Source organism: Pseudomonas sp. Arb-4-2C, from assembly GCF_055755015.1.
Map to the genome: position 1 here is coordinate 3,122,294 of NZ_CM146899.1, position 19,784 is coordinate 3,142,077.

17 protein-coding genes are annotated in these 19,784 nt (G+C 62.8%); 3 read left to right on the forward strand and 14 right to left on the reverse strand.

The genetic code is table 11. The features are described from left to right. Positions 1-16: 16 nt before the first annotated feature. The 6 genes from AC0J41_RS13865 to AC0J41_RS13890 all read right to left on the reverse strand — a co-directional run bounded on the left by AC0J41_RS13865 (position 17) and on the right by AC0J41_RS13890 (position 7,650). The gene (locus tag AC0J41_RS13865; protein WP_177327321.1) at positions 17-703 is read right to left on the reverse strand and encodes a CsgG/HfaB family protein; all 687 of its coding nucleotides are present in this window, start codon (positions 701-703) and stop codon (positions 17-19) included. A gap of 259 nt (positions 704-962) precedes the next feature. Further along, positions 963-4,040 carry an error-prone DNA polymerase gene (locus tag AC0J41_RS13870; RefSeq protein ID WP_473015942.1) on the reverse strand — a complete coding sequence of 1,026 codons (3,078 nt, stop codon included), beginning with the start codon at positions 4,038-4,040 and terminating at the stop codon, positions 963-965. Continuing rightward, positions 4,037-5,452, reverse strand: coding sequence for a Y-family DNA polymerase (locus AC0J41_RS13875; protein WP_473015943.1), 1,416 nt, complete (start codon positions 5,450-5,452; stop codon positions 4,037-4,039). Before AC0J41_RS13875 ends, AC0J41_RS13870 begins: the two co-directional genes overlap by 4 nt. A 7-nt stretch (positions 5,453-5,459) precedes the next feature. Further along, the gene (gene imuA, locus AC0J41_RS13880) at positions 5,460-6,077 is read right to left on the reverse strand and encodes a translesion DNA synthesis-associated protein ImuA (protein WP_025109863.1); all 618 of its coding nucleotides are present in this window, start codon (positions 6,075-6,077) and stop codon (positions 5,460-5,462) included. Further along, complete coding sequence (gene lexA / locus AC0J41_RS13885; RefSeq protein ID WP_473015944.1) at positions 6,077-6,694, reverse strand: transcriptional repressor LexA; 618 nt, start codon at positions 6,692-6,694, stop codon at positions 6,077-6,079. Before lexA ends, imuA begins: the two co-directional genes overlap by 1 nt. A gap of 38 nt (positions 6,695-6,732) precedes the next feature. After that, entirely contained in the window at positions 6,733-7,650 is a 918-nt protein-coding gene (locus AC0J41_RS13890) for a LysR family transcriptional regulator (protein WP_473015945.1), read from the reverse strand. A 103-nt stretch (positions 7,651-7,753) separates the two neighbouring features. Here AC0J41_RS13890 and AC0J41_RS13895 point away from each other — a divergent pair, with 103 nt between their 5' ends. From AC0J41_RS13895 to AC0J41_RS13905, 3 genes are all read left to right on the forward strand, one after another. Next, entirely contained in the window at positions 7,754-9,496 is a 1,743-nt protein-coding gene (locus AC0J41_RS13895; protein ID WP_473015946.1) for an amidohydrolase, read from the forward strand. Positions 9,497-9,588: 92 nt separating this feature from the next. Then, entirely contained in the window at positions 9,589-10,326 is a 738-nt protein-coding gene (locus AC0J41_RS13900; RefSeq protein WP_025109859.1) for a TorF family putative porin, read from the forward strand. Between the two features lie 215 nt (positions 10,327-10,541). Continuing rightward, positions 10,542-12,200 carry a phosphoethanolamine transferase gene (locus AC0J41_RS13905; protein ID WP_473015947.1) on the forward strand — a complete coding sequence of 553 codons (1,659 nt, stop codon included), beginning with the start codon at positions 10,542-10,544 and terminating at the stop codon, positions 12,198-12,200. Positions 12,201-12,329: 129 nt separating this feature from the next. On the opposite strand, the gene AC0J41_RS13910 is transcribed toward AC0J41_RS13905, so the two are convergent. The 8 genes from AC0J41_RS13910 to AC0J41_RS13945 all read right to left on the reverse strand — a co-directional run bounded on the left by AC0J41_RS13910 (position 12,330) and on the right by AC0J41_RS13945 (position 19,663). Next, complete coding sequence (locus AC0J41_RS13910; protein ID WP_473015948.1) at positions 12,330-12,608, reverse strand: DUF971 domain-containing protein; 279 nt, start codon at positions 12,606-12,608, stop codon at positions 12,330-12,332. Then, positions 12,605-13,567 carry a HEAT repeat domain-containing protein gene (locus AC0J41_RS13915; protein ID WP_473015949.1) on the reverse strand — a complete coding sequence of 321 codons (963 nt, stop codon included), beginning with the start codon at positions 13,565-13,567 and terminating at the stop codon, positions 12,605-12,607. The genes AC0J41_RS13910 and AC0J41_RS13915 overlap by 4 nt, the downstream gene beginning before the upstream one ends. Further along, a complete protein-coding gene (locus AC0J41_RS13920) occupies positions 13,564-14,412 on the reverse strand; it encodes an ABC transporter ATP-binding protein (protein ID WP_025109855.1) in 849 nt (282 codons plus the stop codon). Before AC0J41_RS13920 ends, AC0J41_RS13915 begins: the two co-directional genes overlap by 4 nt. Beyond that, on the reverse strand, positions 14,412-15,194 hold the full coding sequence (locus AC0J41_RS13925) for an ABC transporter permease (RefSeq protein ID WP_473015950.1): 783 nt from the start codon (positions 15,192-15,194) through the stop codon (positions 14,412-14,414). Before AC0J41_RS13925 ends, AC0J41_RS13920 begins: the two co-directional genes overlap by 1 nt. A gap of 75 nt (positions 15,195-15,269) precedes the next feature. Then, positions 15,270-16,673, reverse strand: coding sequence for an ABC transporter substrate-binding protein (locus AC0J41_RS13930; protein ID WP_473015951.1), 1,404 nt, complete (start codon positions 16,671-16,673; stop codon positions 15,270-15,272). A 237-nt stretch (positions 16,674-16,910) separates the two neighbouring features. Continuing rightward, the gene (locus AC0J41_RS13935) at positions 16,911-17,156 is read right to left on the reverse strand and encodes a 4Fe-4S dicluster domain-containing protein (RefSeq protein ID WP_473015952.1); all 246 of its coding nucleotides are present in this window, start codon (positions 17,154-17,156) and stop codon (positions 16,911-16,913) included. Between the two features lie 27 nt (positions 17,157-17,183). Next, positions 17,184-18,914: a fumarate reductase/succinate dehydrogenase flavoprotein subunit gene (locus tag AC0J41_RS13940; protein WP_473015953.1), complete on the reverse strand. Its 1,731-nt coding sequence runs from the start codon at positions 18,912-18,914 to the stop codon at positions 17,184-17,186. 2 nt (positions 18,915-18,916) lie between these two features. Further along, positions 18,917-19,663, reverse strand: a complete 747-nt coding sequence (locus tag AC0J41_RS13945) for a GntR family transcriptional regulator (RefSeq protein WP_025109851.1) — start codon at positions 19,661-19,663, stop codon at positions 18,917-18,919. Positions 19,664-19,784 lie beyond the last annotated feature (121 nt).

The window sequence follows — 19,784 nt, forward strand, 5'->3', positions numbered from 1 at the left end:
TTGCAATGAATAGCGATCAGTTACCCGGTTTCCAGGCACCGGCGTTCATGCCATCAACCAGGCGGTTGATCGCCTCGCGCATGGCCAGATCGAGGACTTTGCCGTTGAGGGTGGAGTCGTACGCAGCGGTACCACCGAAGCCGATGATTTCGCGGTTGGACAAGGCGTATTCGCCGGCGCCCTGAGTCGAATACACCACTTCGGAGGTGCTGATGTTGACGATGTTCAGGTTGACCTTGGCGTAGGCGACCTGAGTCTTGCCACGGCCGAGAATACCGAACAGCTGGTGATCGCCGGTTTCCTTGCGGCCGAACTCGGTGACGTCACCGGTGACCACGTAATCGGCACCTTTGAGGCGCTGGGCCTGGCCTTTGATCGCCGCTTCCTGCTGGATTTCGCCCATGTTGTCGCGATCGAGCACGGAGAAACGGTTGGTCTGCTGCAAGTGGGTGATCAGGATGGTCTTGGCCTGACCGCCGAGACGGTCGACGCCGTCGGAGAAGATCCCGCGCATGTAGCTGGAGCGGTTATCGAACTTGCCCACCGCCATTGGCACGCGAACGCCGGTCCAGACCTGAGTGGCGCTCTCGACCTTGGCCACCGGCAGTGCGCGGGAGCTTTCGGTGGCGCAGCCGGCAAGGGAGCCTGCGATAGTGCCGAGCACGGCAATCGCAACGCCTGAGACCAACATCCGGGAGATCATTCTCACTGTGCATTCCTTCTGAAAAAACGGTGTGTCCCGGCACGGCAAAGCGGTGGGGAGCGGGAAAAGGGGCGGCATTATGACAAAGTGCCATCACTCATGACAGGACTTTTTGACGCCAAGGAATTGGCTGTTTTGATCCGCACACAAATCAATTGTGGGAGCGGGCTTGCTCGCGAAAGCGGTGGGTCAGTCAATAGGGATGTCGGCTGATACACCGTCTTCGCGAGCAAGCCCGCTCCCACAGGGGATCAGCGCGCTAATGAAAATCGCGGCTCTGCACGCGGATGCCGTCGAGCAGCGGGCTCAGGTCGCTCAGCCGTCCGGCGATCAGGTGCCGCACCTCGCCTTCGCGCTCCCAGCGGCCATCGACCTTGAGCAGTTGCGAGCCCACCAGCACCTGACGCTGGCGCTCGGCCAAATCGCGCCAGACCACCACGTTGACGTTGCCGAACTCGTCTTCCAGGGTGACGAAGGTCACGCCGCTGGCGGTGCCCGGTCGTTGCCGGCCGGTGACCAGCCCGGCGATGCTCACTGGCCGCCCGTGCTCGACCTCCATCAACTCCTGCGAACTGCGACAGCGCCGGGCCTTGAGTTCACCTCGCAGCAGCGCCAACGGATGCGGCCCCAGCGTAGTACCAAGCGTTGCGTAATCGGCCTGCAGATCCTCACCGACACTGGGTTTTGGCAGCAGTACATCGGGCTCTTCCTGACTCGGCAACCCGGCAAACAGACCCAGTTGTTTCTCCACCCCGGCCACTTCCCAGCGCGCGCGATGCCGATGCCCGGCCATCCCGCGCAACGCTCCGGAATCCGCCAGCAGCGCCTGGGCCCGACTGTCGAGCGCGGCCCGTTCGCCCAGGTCGGCGACATCGGCAAACGCCCCGCGCATCCGCGCCGCTTCGATGCGCCGGGCATCGTCCTCGCGAAAGCCCTTGATCATCCGCAGGCCCATGCGGATCGCCGGTTGCGCGCCGCTGATCGGTTCCAGGCTGCAATCCCAGTCGCTGGCGCGCACGTCCACCGGACGGATCTGCAATTGGTGGCGGCGCGCATCCTGCAGAATCTGATCCGGGCTGTAGAAACCCATGGGCCAACTGTTGATCAGCGCACAGGCAAACGCCGCCGGTTCGTGGCACTTGAGCCAGCAACTGGCGTAGGTCAGCAAGGCGAAACTGGCAGCGTGGGATTCGGGAAAACCATAGCTGCCAAAACCCTTGATCTGCTCGAAGATCTGCGCGGCGAACTCCGGGGTGTAGCCGTTTTTTTCCATGCCGGCGGCCAGCCGTTCCTTGTGCGGCTCCAGCCCGCCGTGGCGTTTCCACGCCGCCATCGAGCGGCGCAACTGATCGGCCTCGCCGGGGCTGTAGTCGGCGGCGACGATAGCGATCTGCATCACCTGTTCCTGAAACAGCGGCACGCCGAGGGTGCGTTTGAGCACCACCTCCAGCTCCGGCGAGGGGTAGGTTTCCTCTTCTTCCTTGTTCCGGCGACGCAGGTACGGATGAACCATGCCGCCCTGAATCGGCCCGGGGCGGACGATCGCCACTTCGATCACCAGATCGTAGAAGTTCGCCGGGCGCAGGCGCGGCAGCATCGACATCTGCGCCCGGGATTCGATCTGGAACACGCCGACGGTGTCGGCGCGGCTGATCATCTCGTAGGTCGGTTTGTCTTCGGCGGGAATCGTCGCCAGGCTCAGATCCTGATGGCGATGACGGCGCAGCAGGTCGAAGCAGCGACGGATCGCGCTGAGCATGCCGAGGGCGAGAATATCGACCTTGAGCAGCCCGACCGCATCGAGGTCGTCCTTGTCCCACTGAATGATCGTGCGCTCGGCCATGGCGGCGTTTTCCACCGGCACCAGACAGTCCAGCGGCTGCTCGGAAATCACGAAGCCGCCCGGGTGCTGCGACAGGTGCCGGGGAAAGCCGATCAGTTGCCCGGTGAGGCTCAGCACTCGACGCAACACCGGGCTGTCAGGATCGAATCCGCCTTCGAGCAAGCGCGCCAGCGGCGGTGTTTCATCGCTCCAGTGACCGCAGCAATCGGCCAGCGCATTGATCTGGTCCGGCGGCAGGCCCAGGGCCTTGGCCACGTCGCGCATCGCGCCGGCGGCGTGGTAGGTGCTGACCACTGCCGTCAGCGCTGCGCGACGACGGCCATAACGACGGAACACGTATTGCAAGACCTCTTCGCGACGTTCGTGTTCGAAGTCGACGTCGATGTCCGGCGGCTCGTTGCGCTCTTTCGACATGAAACGCTCGAACAGCAGCGTGGTGCGATCCGGGTCGATCTCGGTGATGCCCAAGGCAAAACACACCGCCGAGTTGGCCGCCGAACCCCGGCCCTGACAGAGAATCTGTTGCTCGCGGGCGAAACGCACTACGTCATGCACGGTGAGGAAGTAGCTTTCGTAGCCGAGTTCGGCGATCAGTTTCAGCTCGTCATTGATCTGCTTCAGCACTTTGGCCTGAGGCCCTTGCGGCCAGCGCCAGGCGATGCCTTCTTCAGTCAACTGGCGCAACCAGGAACTGCCGGTATGTCCCTCCGGCACCAGTTCTTTCGGATACTGATAGCGCAACTCGCTCAGATCGAAAGTGCAGCGCCGGGCCAGCTGTACCGAGGCGTCGAGCAACGCTTGCGGATACAGCTCGCGCAACACATCAAGGCTGCGCAAATGGCGCTCGCCGTTGGGGTGCAGGCGTAACCCGGCCTCGGCCACCGGGACGTGATGGCGGATCGCGGTCATGGTGTCCTGCAAGGCCCGCCGGCCACGGGCGTGCATGTGCACGTCACCGCTGGCCACGGCGGTAATCTGCAACTGCTCCGCCAGACTCAGCAGTGCAGCCAGCCGGCGCTGGTCGTCCTGCCCGCGATGCAACTGCACCGCCAGAAACAGACGCTCGCCGAAGACTTGCTTCAGCCAGCGGCCCTCCTCCATATCATCCACGGTGTCCGGCACCCACACCGTGAGCAGCCCCGGCAGCGGCTCGCTGAAATCCTCGCGCAGCACCCGGTACTGGCCTTTCTGCGTACGCCGCCGGGCCTGGGTGATCAAGCCGCACAAGGCCTGATACCCCGCGAGGTTCTCCACCAACAGCAGTAGTTTCGGGCCGTTGTCGATGCGCATTTCACTGCCAATGATCAGCGGCAGTTCAACCGATTTCGCCGCCTGCCAGGCACGGACGATCCCGGCCAGCGTGCACTCGTCAGTGATCGCCAGCGCCTGATAACCGTGTTTTTTCGCCCGCTGGAACAGCTCAAGGGCACTGGAGGCCCCCCGCTGGAAACTGAAGTTCGACAGGCAATGCAGCTCGGCATAGCCGTGGTTCATGCAAACCAGCCCTGCAGCCACAACGGACCGCCCTCGCCCACCGCCCGATAGGCCCAGCCCTGCTGACCGGCGCGGTTCTGGATCAGGTAGTAATCGCGGCGCACGTCGTCACCGTCCCACCAGCCGGACTCGATGCGCTCCGGCCCCATGAGGATCCGCGCCGAACCTTCGGCCACGCTCTGCGGTTCACCGAGCAGCCAGCCCGGGCGCTGAACGCTCGGCAAACCGCTGCAACGCTGCTTGTCGACGCCGTTCTGCCAGGCGCATTCCGGGCGATGATCGGCCTGGAAGCGCAGGCCCTGCACTGCGTCATCGCCGAGCCGGGCGCGCAGGCGTTCGCGCAATTGCTCCCAGGGCAAGGTCTGTTGCGGGCGGTCATCGAACAGTTCCTGAAACTGCGGCACGAAACTCGGCAGGTCTTCGGCTCGCAGGCGAAACCCGCGCACCGGCGCTTCGACCTGCACCTGCTCCAGCCGCCCCCGGGCCAGCTCGAAGAGCATCGCCGGATCGCGCTCGGCGCTGAGCAGGCCAACCTTGATCACCGTGTCCGGCAGCCCGGCGTGCTCCAGGTGCAGATCGAAACGCTGCACGCCACTGTCACGCCCGCAGAGGAACGCCGACAGGTCAGCGGTCAAACGACGCAACGGGAACAGCAGCGCCTGATGGGATTGCACGTCGAAATTGAGTTCGATGCGCACATCAAACCGGTCCGGTGGCAGATAGAACGCCAAGGCCAGCGGGCGCGCGCCGAACAGCGTGTCGAGGTGTTTGAGCATCGACGCTTCGAAACGCCGGGCCAGGGCCTGACGCGGCAGGCTCTGCACCTGATTCAGACTGCGCAGGCCCATGCGCGACAGTGCCGTGGCGACGGGCGGCTCCAGCCCCACCCGGTCGACGGGTAACTGCCCGAGATGATGCTGCAGGGCTTCACCGTCGGGCACCACCAGGCCATCGTAAGCATTGGCCAGCACCCGCGCCGCCACCGGATTCGGTGCAGCGACGATGCGATGGCGAAAGCCCAGATCAGTCAGTTCCTTGCGCAACCGCGCTTCGAACTGCGCCCAGGAACCGAACAGGCCCAGACTGGATTCGATCTCGAACACCACGGTACGCGGGTAATGCACGCTGACCTGCGCGCTGAACCGGTAGGCCCACGCCGCCAGAAACTGCTGCCAGTGCTCGACCTCGGCGAGGTCGTAATCGGCGGTGGCAAAGCCTTTGCTCAAGGCCTGTGCAGCGGTCATCGACTGACCGGCGCGCAGGCCGAGCTGGCGCGCCGGCGCATTCACCGCTTGCAGCACCCGGCGCTGGGCCGGGCCGCTGAGCAACACCAACGGTTCATCGGGATCGGGACGTTGACGCAGCACCGCGTCGAGCGCCAACTGCGGGAACAGAATACATACCCAGCGCATGATGACCTCAGTGCCCCACGGCAAACGCAATTGGCGCCGTGCGCGCCAGCCCGCCCCGGCATTTGAGCACGCGCAACTGGGCAGGTCTGGCATCGATGGCAATCCGTAAAGCCGCCGGTGACGGGTTGACCGCCTCGCTCAGCGGGCGCCAGGCAAAGGCCAGGGTCTGGCCGGTTTCCGCGGCCACCTGCAAGCGCCGCAACGCGCGGTCATCAGCCTTGTGCGGCCAGCACAGCACAGCGCCGCAACTGCCCGAGCGCAGGCATTGTTCCGCCGCCCACAAGGCGTCGCGTTCGCTGGCCTGGATCACCGACAGCTGACGCAGATCGATCCCGGCGTTCTCCCACGCCTGCGGGTACGGCACGAACGGTGGCGCCACCAGCACGATGCGTTCGCCCGCCGCCGACAACCGCGCCAGCGTCGGCCAGACCAATTGCAGTTCACCAACCCCGGGGCCAGCCAGCAGAATTTCGCTCAGCGCCGCTTCCGGCCAGCCACCGCTGGGCAATGCCGCATCGAGCGCGGCATGGCCGGTGGGTTGCGGGCTGGCCGCCGGGGGCGCAGGCCGGCCCTTCCAGACCTGGCCGCCATTGAACAGCGTATCGAGTGCAACGACGGCGCCCATCAACCTTGCCTCACCAGACCGCAGAACACCCCTTCGATGGCCAGGTCCTGATCGTCGCGCACGACAATCGGCTGATACGCCGGGTTACGCGGCAGCAGGCGCACTTCATCGCCAAGCCGTTCGAAGCGTTTGATGGTGACTTCACCGTCGAGCCGCGCCACCACGATCTGGCCGTTGAGCGCCTCGGGGTTGCGTCGCACGCCGACCAGATCACCGTCGAGAATGCCGTCTTCGATCATCGAGTCGCCCTGCACCCGCAGCATGTAATCCGGGGTACGGGAGAACAGCGCCGGGTCGAGCATCAAGCGGCCATGGATGTCGGCATCGGCGCCGATCGGCGCACCGGCGGCAACCCGGCCGAGCACGGGAACATCCAGCAGCTCCGGGCGCGCCGGTTGCCCGAGCAGGCGAATGCCCCGGGCCTGATGCGGATTGACCTCGATAAACCCGGCGTCGGTGAGCGCCAGCACATGTTTGCGCGCCACGCTGCGCGAGGCAAAACCAAAAGCCTCGCTGATTTCAGCGAGGCTTGGGGGCTGACCGTGTTCGGCGATGCGTTCGCGGATAAAGGTCAGGATGGCGGTACGGCGGGGAGTCAGATCGGTCATGGAGTACATTTGTACTCTTTCGCGTTTTTACTGGCAATGACCGCCAGTCAGTTCAACCCACGTTCGGCAAGAAACTCCGAGATGTAATCGATGAATGCCACCACCTTGGCCGTGGCCCGCCGATGGCTCGGGTACACCGCGAGAATGTGCGGGCCGAAGGTGTCCGGGTCGATCTCGTAGTCGGCCATGACCCGCACCAGACGCCCGTCGGCAATGTACGGTGCGGCGCTCCACAGCGGTGTGTGCAGCAAGCCACGCCCGGCCAGGGCGCTGGCCAGCAGCAGGTCATAATTGTCGCTGCGCAACAGCGGCGCCGTCGGTTGCGCCAGGCTCAGGCGCTGGCCGTCGCGCTCGGCCCACCAGAACTCGCGGCTGAGCAACGGGTGTTGATAGAGCAGCCATTCATGCTGCTCAAGGGTGTGCGGATTCACTGGCAAACCCTTGCGCGCCAGATACTCCGGGCTGCCGCACAACGCCAGACGATTGCTGCCGACCACTCGCGCGATCAGCCCCGGCAGGTCGTCATGCCCTTCGCGCAAGGCCAGGTCGTAGCCGCTTTCCAGCAGATTGACGAACGCGTCGCACAGGTCCACTTGCAGGCTGATCTGCGGGTATTGCTGCAAAAAGCCGTCGCACACCTGATCGAGAAACGCCCGCCCATAGGCCAGCGGCGCGGTGATTTTCAGGCTGCCGCGCAGACCGTGCTGCAACTGCTCGATTTCCTCGCCGGCCTCCTCCAGCCGCTGCAACACCAGCCGTGCGGTTTCCAGGTACACCCGGCCGATTTCGGTCAGCAGAATCCGCCGCGTACTGCGCTCGAACAACCGCGCGCCCAGTTCCGACTCCAGGTGATTGACCGCTTTGGTCAGGGCCGACGGGGTCTTGCCCAGTTGCTCGGCCGCGCGGCTGAAACTGCCGAGTTGCGCGGTGACCACGAACATTTTCAGTGCACCCAGCTTGTCCATGCTTTTTCCATTCAGGCAAAAACGTTTTTCGTGAGGAAGGCGTTCTGTCGGCCAGTGTCAGCCACTAATCTGGCCATCAGACGCAATAACAAGGAAATCTTCAATGAAAAGATTCATCCCGAGCCTGTTGGTTACCGCTGTAAGTTTTGCCTCGATGGAAGCCATGGCCGCCACCGATCTGGTGCTGGTCAACGGCAAGATTTTCACTGCCGACCGCTCGCAGCCAAAGGTCCAGGCGCTGGCCGTGGAAAACGGCAAGGTGCTGAAAGTCGGCACGGATGCGCAGATCAAGGCACTGATCGAACCCGGCACGCAGGTGATCGACCTGGGCGGCAAGACCCTGATGCCCGGCTTGATCGACAGCCACTCCCACGCGATTTTCGGCGGTCTGGAAATGGTCTCGGCCAACATGGAAGACGAAGTCGTCGCCCTTGATGAACTGCAAAAGCGTCTGCGCGACTGGCGTGAAGACGGCAAGGCCAGACACGGCGACGTGCTGAGCATTGCCGGCATGAGTTCGGCCTATTGGGCGCAGGCCGAAGCGCTGGGCAAGACCTTCAACCAGGGCGAATGGGCCAACGTGCCCGTAGTGTTCATCGGCAGCGATCACCACACCGCGTGGGCCAATAACGTCATGCTCAAACGCGCCGGTATCGATGCCGCGCTGCTGAAAACCCTGCCTGACGCGGAAAAAGACACCGTCGGCAAGCTGGCCAACGGCGAGCCCAGTGGCTTTGTGGTCGATGCCGGTTGGGATCGGGTCGCCTCGAAAATGCCGGTACCGAGCCCCGCCGACATGTTGCGCGCGGCCAAATCCGCCGTGCGCTTCAACAACAGCCTCGGCATCACCGCATGGATGGATCCGGCCGCCAACGCCGCACCGGGCGAGGCCGTGTTTGCCCTCAAACCCACCGAGAAAACCGTCGGCGTGCTGCCGGCCTACAAAGCGCTGTCGCAAAGCGGTGACATGAGCGTCCACGTCGCGGCGCTGCTGGTGGCCAACCCGAAAAGCGTGCCCGCCGACCTCGATACGCTGGATAAAGTGCGCCAACAGTTTCAGGGCATCCCCAACCTGACCCTGCCCGGGATCAAGATCTTTGCCGACGGCGTGATCGAGTACCCGGCGCAGAGCGCGGCGATGATCGATCCGTACAGCAACTCGCACAAACAGGGCGAATTGCTGATCGATCCGCAGCATTTCGGCGAACTGGTCAGCGCCATCGACCAGCGCGGCTGGCTGGTGCACATCCACGCCATTGGCGACCGTGCGGTGCGTGAATCGCTGAACGGTATCGAGCAGGCGCGCAAGGACCGGCAGAGCGGCGTGACCCACTCGATCACCCACCTGCAAATGGTCAACCCGAAAGAGTTCGCCCGCTTCAAGCCGCTGAACGTGATCGCGTCGATGCAACTGCTGTGGGCCAGCGCCGACGACTACACCACAGACATGATCAAGCCCTACGTCAGCGCCCTCGCCTTCCGTTATCAGTACCCGGCGCATTCGTTGCTGAAACAGGGTGCGACGATTGCCGGCGCCAGCGACTGGCCGGTGTCGTCGCCCAATCCGTTCAACGCCATGGCCCAGGCCATCACCCGCGTCGGCCCGCTGGGCGTGCTCAACGCCGACGAACGTCTGGACCGCGAGACCATGTTCTACGCCTACACCGTCAACGCAGCGCGGACCATTGGCCTGGACCAGCAGATCGGCTCGCTGACGCCGGGCAAACAGGCTGACTTCATCGTGGTCGATCGCGACGTGTTCAGCGTCGACGAAAAAGCCCTGCACGACACCCAGGTCCTGCAAACCTGGTTTGGTGGCCGTCAGGTCTACAGCGCCACAAAATAACCACATTGTTCCCCCCTGTGAGGGTGGCAGAAATTGCATTCCCTCCACAGTTTTCGTACTGCCCAAAAATAATCACAACATCGGGATTTCACATGAAAGCCTTGCCCCTGTTCGCCCTGAGCTTTTTCAGCCTGCTGCCCTTGAGCGGCCACGCAATTCCCTTGAACGACGACTTCGCCATGCTGATCGACCTGACGCTGGCCAGCGACTACCGCACCCGTGGCATCTCGCAAACTCAAAATGACCCGGCCGTGCAGGCCGGCCTGACCCTGGCCCACAGCAGCGGCCTGTACGTGGGGGCCTGGAGTTCCAACGTCGATTTCGGCGACGGGCTGAAAACCCGTCAGGAAGTCGATTACTACGCCGGCTGGCTGTGGCAGGCGACCGAGGATGTCAGCCTCGATCTGGGCTACATCAAGTACGCCTATCCCAAAGAAAGTCAGTTCAACCAGAGCGAGGTCTACGGAATTCTCGGCGTCTACGGGGTGAAGCTGGCGGCGTATTACTCCAGCGATGCGCCGGGAATCGACAGCAAACAGAGCTCGCTCTACAGCTATATCGGTTATGAAACCGAGCTGCCGTACGATTCGGGGCTGAAGCTGCGTTACGGCAACATGGACTTCAAGGACCCGCACCTGTACTCGGCGTCCGGGCATGGCGAGGACAGCTACCGCGAATGGGAGGTCAAACTGACCCACAACCTGGCCGGGGTGGTGTTGGGCCTGAGCTACATCGACACCGACCTGTCGCAGAGCCAGTGCCTGAGCAATTGGGGCTTCAAGGATGTGTGCACGGCGACGGTGGTGGCGAGCGTGAGTAAATCCTTCTGACCCACCCTTGTAGGAGTGAGCCTGCTCGCGATGGCGGAGTGTCATTCAACAATGAAGTCGGCTGACACACCGCCATCGCGAGCAAGCCCGCTCCCACAGGTTTAGATCTGCGTCGGGCCTTTGTTACAGGATGTTTACAAAATTTTTACCATTGTTCTTCTACAGTTACGCGCGTAACCGTATGTGTTTTCTATTCGTGTAGAGGAATGTTGGTAATGGCTTTGGGCAAAGGACTGCGTTTACCGTCCATCACTTCAACCCGTCTGGTGCTGCTGTTTTCCCTGGCACTGGTGGCGCTGTACAACCTGGCAACCTGGAAGGCGCTGGGGACGCTGATCACCCTGCAAGGCGCGCACAGACTGGCGTTTTTCGCTTCGTTCGGACTGTTCCTGTGGGCCGCCATCAGCCTGTTGCTGACCCTGGTGTCGTTTCGCTGGACGCTGAAACCGGCGCTCACCGTGGTCGCCCTGCTCTCGGCCTGCGCCGCGTATTTCATGAACGAATACGGGATCACCATCGACACGGTGATGATCCAGAACGTGTTCGAAACCAACCCCGACGAAGCCGCTGCGCTGTTCAACGGCAAGCTGCTGGCCTACGTGCTGCTGCTCGGCGTGCTGCCGGCGGCGCTGATCTGGCGTTGGCCGGTGAGTTATCGACCGTTCTTTCGCGGCCTGCTCAACAAGGTGCTGGTGATCGCCGCCTGCGTGCTGGTGATCGGTGCCTCGGTGGGCGCGTTCTACTCGACCTACGCGCCGATCTTCCGTGAAGAAGACAAGCTCACCCACTTCATCAATCCGACCAACTACATCTACGCCATCAGCAAGTACACCAAACAGCGCCTGGGCATCAAAAAGCACTTTGTGGTGCAGGCCATCGGTGAAGACGCGGTGATGAGCGCCAAAGCCGCAGGCCGCGAGAAGAAGTCGCTGATGGTCTTCGTGGTCGGCGAAACCGCCCGCGCCGATCACTTCTCGCTGAACGGTTATGCGCGCGAGACCAACCCCGAGCTGAGCAAGCTGGACATCCTCAACTTCACCCAGGTGCACTCCTGCGGCACGTCCACGGCGGTGTCGGTGCCGTGCATGTTCTCGATGTTCCCGCGTGAGGACTACAGCGACAAGAAAGGCAAAACCTACGAAGGCCTGCTCGACATCCTGCAACGCGCCGGCGTGCAGGTGCTGTGGCTGGACAACAACAGTGACTGCAAGGGCACCTGCCTGCGCGTGCCGCACCGCGACATCGCGAAGAACCAGCCGGGGCCGTTCTGCGACGGCAACAACTGCCTGGACGAGGCGCTGCTGGCCGATCTGCAGAACTACATCGACAGCCTCAAGGGCCACGCGATCATCGTTCTGCACGCCGACGGCAGCCACGGCCCGGAATACTACGAGCGTTATCCCAAGGAGATGGAACGCTTCAAACCTATCTGCCACACCAACCAGTTGGGCAGTTGCAGCCGCGATGAACTGGTCAACGTGTACGACAACACGATCCTTTATACCGACCACTTCCTCGCCAGGGTGATCGAGTTGCTCAAGCGCAATCAGGACACGCTGGATACGTCGATGGTGTATGTCTCCGACCACGGCGAATCACTGGGCGAGAATGGGCTGTACCTGCACGCGGCGCCGTATGCACTGGCGCCCGAAGCGCAGACCCATGTGCCGATGGTGATGTGGTTTGGTGACACCACGCTGGCCCATGAAGGGATTGATCGCGGTTGTCTGCAAGGCAAGACCGGTCAGGCAGACCTGAGCCATGACAACCTGTTCCATTCGGTGCTGGGGTTGTTTGAGGTGAAGACGGCGCTGTATCAGCCGGGGCTGGATATTTTCCAGGGCTGCAAACCGCCGATGACTGCTGCGCAATAACCCTGAGAGTGCACAGATCCTCTGTGGGAGCGGGCTTGCTCGCGAATGCGGCGCATCAGTCGCCATCGATTTTGACTGACCCACCGCATTCGCGAGCAAGCCCGCTCCCACATTTGGATATTTCTTGGGTCAAGGGTTGAGTTGTGCCAGATAAGCCCACGGGTAGATCCCGCGCTGGTGACCGTCGCTGAACACCAGTTGCACGCCGTAGCCCTGCGGGTTGATCTCGATCAGGCGCACCCGGTCATCGACCCGCGGAGTCAGACCTTTCAGGCGGAACGCGCGGCACTGCGAGCACGGGCACTGGCGGCGCAGGTCGGCGTGGTTGAGCACCGATTCGCGCCCGTCCGGCCAGCTCAGGCGCAGCGTCTGCGCGCTCTGCGAGTTACCCACCGACAGCGGACTCATTGCAGCTGACTCAAGGCAATCCGCACCGCTTTGCGCACTTCCGGATCGCCGTCGTCCTGCGCCGCCTGCAACGCCGCTACCGCGCCGCGATCATTCAGTTCACCGAGGGCCAGCGCGGCTTCCTTGCGCAGGTTGCTGATGCGGTGGCCGAGGGTCTCGATCAGGGCGTCCAGTGCCGGTGCAAAGCGCAAGCGACCCAGGCTGCGGGTGGCACGCAGGCGTACTTGCCAGTAGTCATCGCCCAACGCTTCGATCAACGCCGGGCCGGCGTCGCTGTGGCCGACTTTACCTAAAGTAGTCGCGGCTTCTTCGCGCACCTGCCAGGCGAGATCCTGCAAGGCCTGGCGCAGCGCCGGCAAAACTTCGGCGCTGGAGGCCAGGCCCAAAGCACCGGTGGCAGCGCGGCGCACTTCGGTGTCCGGATCATCACTGGCCAACCGCGCCAATGCCGGCAACGCGTCGAGCTGTTTGAGCCAACCCAGCACGCCGACGGCTTCGCGGCGTACGTTGGCGTCGGCATCATCGAGTGCCGCGACAGCAGCAGGCGCGGCGGCGACGAAACGCAACTCGCGCAAGGCGCGGAATGCGGCGATCCGCACAGCGACTTCAGCGTGCCCGGTCCACGGCAGAATCACCCGGCCCGCGGCTTCGCTCTTGAGCAGGCTCAGGCTTTGCGCAGCAGCCGATTGCACGGCCGGCGATGGATCGGTCAGCGCTACACACAGGGCTTGAACCACGGATTCGTCTTCCCAGGCCTCCAGCAACCGCGCAGCTTCAGCGCGGACGTCTTCAGCGGGATCCCGGCCCAGGCGATCAACCAGCCAGAGCAGGCCATCGGGCTCTTCCAGATCCGCCAGATCAATCAGCGCAATACGCCGCACGCCGGCATCGTCGGCGGTCAGGCGCGGTTGCAGGGCGAGGATTTCATCGTTATCGGTCACAGCAAAAATAGAGGTCATAGGGCAAATCGCGGCAAGGGAGTTTCGGGAGGCAGGCCGAGCGGATTGAGGCGCGGCAGCGGTCGGTCGTTGTCGTGGCGCAGCAGGTCGAGGCAATGGCGCTTGAGGCGAGAAAACTCGGCGCTGGTCACTAGCTCAGTGGTGCGCGGACGCGGGAAGTCCAGGCGCAGGTCTTCGATGATTCGTCCCGGGCGCGCGCTCATCACCAGCAAGCGGTCGGCGAGGAACAGCGCCTCGTCGATGTCGTGGGTGACGAACACCACCGTGGTGCGAATCCGTGTCCAGATGTCCAGCAGCAGTTCCTGCATGTTCAGGCGGGTCAAGGCATCCAGCGCGCCGAACGGCTCGTCCATCAGCAGAAGGCGCGGGCGGTTGACCAGCACCCGGGCGATTTCCACCCGCTGCTGCATGCCACCGGAAAGCTGATCTGGCCAGCGTTCGGCAAAGCCGTCGAGGCCGACCAGTTTAAGCAGATCGTCAGCAGCACGATGACGCGCGGTTTTGCCGATGCCGCGCATCTTCAGGCCGAAGGCGACGTTGTCGCGCACCGTGCGCCACGGGAACAGCGTGTGATGCTGGAACACCATGCCGCGTTGCGGCGACGGCCCGGACACCTCGCCGCCATCGACTTTCAGGCTGCCAGTGTGCGCACTCAAGTGTCCGGCGAGTGCGCCGAGCAGGGTCGATTTACCGCAACCGGACGGGCCGAGAATGCACACGAACTGGCCCGGTTCGATCTGGCAATCCAGACCTTGTACCGCTTCGAACGCTTGCCGGCCTTCACCGAGAATGATCGATAACTGGCGAATATCGATCCGCCCTTCCGGGTTTTGCATCGCGCTCATCAGGCTTTTCCTCGTGGTCGGTGCCAAGGCGTGAACAGCCCGCCCAGACGCTTGATCAACAGACTGCTGCCCATGCCCAACACGCCGATCAGCAGCATGCCGACGACGATGTCGGCGTAGTTCTGAATGGTGTAGGACTCCCACGTGTAGTAGCCGATGCCGAACTGGCCGGAGATCATCTCGGCGGTGACTAGGCAGAACCACGAGGTGCCCATGCCGATGGCGAGGCCGGTGATGATGCTCGGCGCAGCCCCCGGCAAAATCACTTCGAGCAAGATCGCCCGACGCCCTGCCCCGAGGCTTTTCGCCGAGGCGATCAAGCGTGGATCGACGCCCTCCACACCGTGCACGGTGTTGAGCAGGATCGGGAACAGCGCGCCGGTGAAGGTGATGAACACCATCGACAGCTCCGACGACGGAAACATCAGGATTGCCAGCGGAATCCACGCCACCGCCGGAATCGGCCGCAGCACTTCCAGCGGTGGCAGCAACAGGTCTTCGGCCCATTTCGAGCGGCCGATGGCCAGGCCCAAAGAGATGCCGATCACCAGCGCGGCGAGGTAGCCGGCGAAGACGCGGCCGAGGCTGGCGGTCAGGTGCTGGATGAGCTTGCCGGAGTCGCCGAGGCCGAGGGCGGCTTCGACCACGGCCAACGGGGTTGGCACGTTGGCGAAGGTGACGAGGCCGAGGTTCCAGTGGTGGCTGGCGGCGAGTTGCCAGAACAGCAGGCAGAGCAGCAGTGACGCCGCTCTCGGAACCCAGCGTGGGATGGATCGGAACATGAATTTTCCTCTCAACCCAGATCCCCTGTGGGAGGGGCTTGCTCCCTCCCACAGTTGACCGAGGTGTTCTGTGGGTTAACGCGTGGCCACAGCCTGGGTGGTGGCATCGGTAAAGTCGAAGACCTTGCCGCCCTGCGCCGCCGCAAACTGCTGCGCCTGGCCTTTGAGCAGGAACGCACTCAGGCGGCCCTTGGCATCGCTGGCAAACCACGCCTGATCGGCGAGCAGCTTGATCCCGCTGTCACTCGCCTGCGCATACACGGCGCGGATGTTTTTGCCTTCCTGTTTCAAAGCGGCGAGCGCGGTGAAGGCCGATTCGGCGCAGGCGTACTGGCGCACCTTGTCTTCGCCGCGCACCCAGATTTCGGCGACGTGGCTGACATCAGTGATGGCTTTGCCCGTCGCGGCATCTGTAGCCTTCAGTGGGGTCTGCGCGTAGTTGGCGAGTTGCGCGGTGTAATCCAGATTCGACGCCTTGAACGCCGCGCGGATGTACTGATCGTCGATGAAGGTGTTCAGGTCGAGGCCGCGATCGGCTTTTTTCAGCAACTTCAGGGTGTCGATGGCGGTGCCCACTGCCTGACGGTATTCCGGCTTCCAGCTCAGGTCGCGGGTCTGCACGCCCAGCGCGCCGTGGAACAGGTAGTTGACCTCGGCATCGACGCCGGTGACTTTGGCGATCAACTCGCTGTACTTCTCAGGCTCGGCGGCCAGCAACTGATTGGCCTCGATACTCGCCCGCAGGTAGGCGACGACGATCTCCGGGTACTGTTTCGCGTAGGCCTGATCCACCAGTGCACCGTGGAACGTCGGCGCGTTGGCCTGGGCGCCGTCGTAGATCTTGCGGGCGAAACCACGGCTGGGGAACAGTTCGGCAAACGGCACGAAATCGGCGTGGGCGTCGATCTTGCCGGCCTGCAACGCCGAGCCGGCGACTTCCGGTGGCTGGGCAATGATGTTCACATCTTTGAGCGGGTCCCAGCCCTGCTCGGCCACGGCGCGCAGCAACATGCCGTGGGCTGTCGAGGCGAATGGCACCGAGATGGTCTTGCCTTTGAGTTCGCTCAGCGCCTGCACGCCCGACGCGCTCGGCACGACGATGCCGTTGCCGCTGCCCTTGATGCTGCCCGACAGCACGCTGATGAACAGGCTGTGCTTGCCAGCGGTCTCGAACGCCACACCATTGAACGCCCCGGGGAAATCGGCCATGGCACCGAAGTCGAGTTTGCCGGCGACCATCTCGTTGGTCAGCGGTGCACCACTGGTGAAGTTTTTCCACTGCACGTCGTACTTCGCATCTTTGTAGGCGCCGTCGTGCGGCAGGTATTTGTCGAGCAGACCGAGTTCACGAATCAACAGACCGCCAGCGGCGCAGTTGATGGTGGTGTCCTGGGTGCCGATGGCGATGCGAATGGTTTCGGCCCAGGCCGACAAGGACAATGAAGCCAGTACCAGACCGGCGATTGCTGCACGCAACATGGTGTGTTTCCCCTCGAATCGTTGATTGGATGTTCGTCTCCGCCGCGATCAGGGCGCGGTGGGAAACGAGGGGGTGTCGGGTGAATTCGGCGTCCGGTGTTTCCGGATGGCTTTTGGGCTGTCCGTGGGCCTTTTCGCGAGCAGGCTCGCTCCCACAGGATTTTCGGTGTACTCACTATTTGCGGTTGGCTTCTATCCACTGTGGAAGCGAGCCTGCTCGCGAAAGCGGACTACTGGTCAACGCAATAGATAAGGGATGTCGACTTTGACGGCACCGGTCGGGCAGTCTTTTTCGCAAGGCATGCAGTACCAGCATTCGTCGAAGGCCATGTAGGCCTTTTGCGTGGCCGGGTTGATCGCCAGCAAGTCCATCGGGCAGACGTTGACGCACACGGTGCAGCCCTTTTCGGCAATGCATTTGTCCTCATCCACGGTGACCGGGGCGTTGGAGCGGAAGAAGATTTCCTGGGCTTGATAGGCCATGGTTCGGGCTCTCTGAGAATTGATGTATCAAGCGGCGAAAGCGCCCACCCGCAAGCGGTCGTAGGCCTGCATTTCTTCGGCATCAAGCGGAATGATGTACGGCTCGACGGGCTTCTTGAAACTGGTCATCCGGCCGTCTTCACCCTTCTTCAAGTGACAGTGGCAGAACCATTCACTGTCGTTGCGCTGAGGGTGATCAACCCGATAGTGGTACAGGCCCCAACGGCTCTCGGCGCGGAACAGCGAAGCGCGCGCGGCCATTTCGGCGCAGTCGCGGATCACGCTGGTTTCCATCGCGCGCATCAGTTCGTGGGCGTTGCTGGCCTTCATCTGATCGAGGTCGCGTTCGATGTCGCTGAAGCGCTGCAAGCCGATCTGCATCTTCCTGGTCACTTTCGGCGGTTGCAGGTAGTCGCTGACGAAGCGCCGCAGCTTGTATTCGACCTGCGCCGGCGGCAGGCCGTGCTCGCGATCGAGCGGTGCGTAGACTCGGGCTTTTTCCTTTTCGATCTGCCCCGCGTCCAGCGCAGAAAATTCGCGCCCGGCGACGAAGTCTGCCGCGTTGTGCCCGGCAAACCAGCCGTAGGTGAATGCGCCGAGCATGTAGTTGTGCGGCACCGCAGCCATGTCGCCCGCCGAGTACAAGCCTTTCACCGACGTCTCGGCACGTTCGTTGACCCACACCCCGGACGCCGAGTGACCGCTGCAGAAACCGATCTCCGAGATGTGCATCTCGACCATCTGCGTGCGGTAATCGGTGCCACGATTGGCGTGGAACTGGCCACGACTCGGGCGTTCGTTGCTGTGCAGGATTTCCTCGATGTTCTGGATGGTTTCCTCGGCCAGGTGATCGAGTTTGAGGAACACCGGGCCGTTGCCGCTTTCCAGTTCCTGATGGAACTCCCACATCATCTGCCCGCTCCAGTAGTCGCACTCGATGAAGCGTTCGCCCTTGTTGTTGGCGGTGTAGCCACCCAAGGGACCGGTGACGTAGGCGCAGGCCGGGCCGTTGTAGTCCTTGATCAACGGGTTGATCTGGAAGCATTCGAGGTTCGCCAGCTCGGCCCCGGCGTGATACGCCATCGCGTAGCCGTCGCCGGCATTGGTCGGGTTTTCGTAGGTGCCCATCAGATAGCCCGAGGACGGCAGCCCCAAGCGACCGGCCGCGCCGCACGCGAGGATCACCGCCTTGGCCTTGATCACATGGAAGTCGGCGGTGCGGCAATCGAAACCCATCACGCCGTTGACGGTGCCCTCCTCGTCGGTCAGCAAACGGGTGCAGACCAGGCGATTGGTGATGCTCACCCGCGCGCGTTTCAACTGGCGGTAAAGGACTTTCTTGATGTCATGCCCTTCCGGCATCGGCAGCACATAGGCGCCCATGTGGTGGACTTTTTTCACCGCATAATCGCCGGTCTCGTCCTTCTCGAACTTCACGCCCCAGCGATCCAGTTGCTCGATGGTTTCAAAGCTGTGCGTCGCGTAGGCGTAGACCGCCGCCTGATTGACGATGCCGTCGTTGGCGATGGTGATTTCCTTGGTGTACTGCTCTGGCGTCGAGTGGCCGGGGATGATCGCGTTGTTCAGGCCGTCCATGCCCATGCTGATCGCGCCGCTGCGTTTGACGTTGGCCTTGTCCACCAGCAGCACGCGCAGCTCCTTGTTTTTTTCCTTGGCCTTGATCGCGGCCATCGGGCCAGCGGTGCCGCCGCCGATCACGACGATGTCGTATTCCTGTTCCAGGGTGTTGTGCGTCATGGTCAGGCCCCTTTTTGCCGGTCGATCCGCAGGCGGTACTGGAACGCATCGCCACGGTAGTACAGGTGTTCGAAGTCCAGCGGCTGGCCGTTGGCGTCGTGGGTCAGACGTTCGATGCGCATGATCGGCGAACCGGCCTCGACGTTCAGCGCCTGGGTCAGGTCGCTGTCGGCGAGTACCGCGTCGATGGCCAGATCGGCGTGGCCGAGGGCGATGCCGCAGTCGTTTTCGAGGATCAGGAAGATGTCGCGCGTGACCAGATCAGCCTTCTCCAGTCGCTCACCGATGGCTTTGGGCAGGTAGGTGATTTCCAGCGAAATCGGCTCACGGTTGATCAGCCGGACGCGTTTGATCTGCGCCACGGTCTCGCCTTCGGCGACTTGCAGACGCTCGGCCACACGTTTGTCGGCGGGGATGAATTTGAAGCTGCGCAGGCGGTTGATCACCTCGTAGCCACGCCCGGTCATGGACTCGGCGAGGCCTTGCAGGCTGCTGACGTTCTGGAAGGTTTTCGGCTTGGCGACGAAGGTGCCCTTGCCATGGATCTTGAAGATCAAGCCTTCTTTCTGCAGATCACCCAACGCCTGGCGCACGGTGATGCGGCTGACTTTGAACAGCGCGCCGAGCTCGCTTTCGGAGGGCATCTGGCTGTCTTGCGGGTATTCACCATCGAGAATGCGTGCGCGCAGGACATCGCGCAACTGGGTGTGCAGCGGAACACTGCTCAGGGAAAGTACGTTATCGGTCATCAGGGATCACTTGTCATAACGAGTTATGACGTGATCTTAGAGACGTTATGACAAGCTTGAGAAATATTGTTTGGGCATAACCTTAGATGCAGGACACACCACCAAATCCACAGGGGTTTTG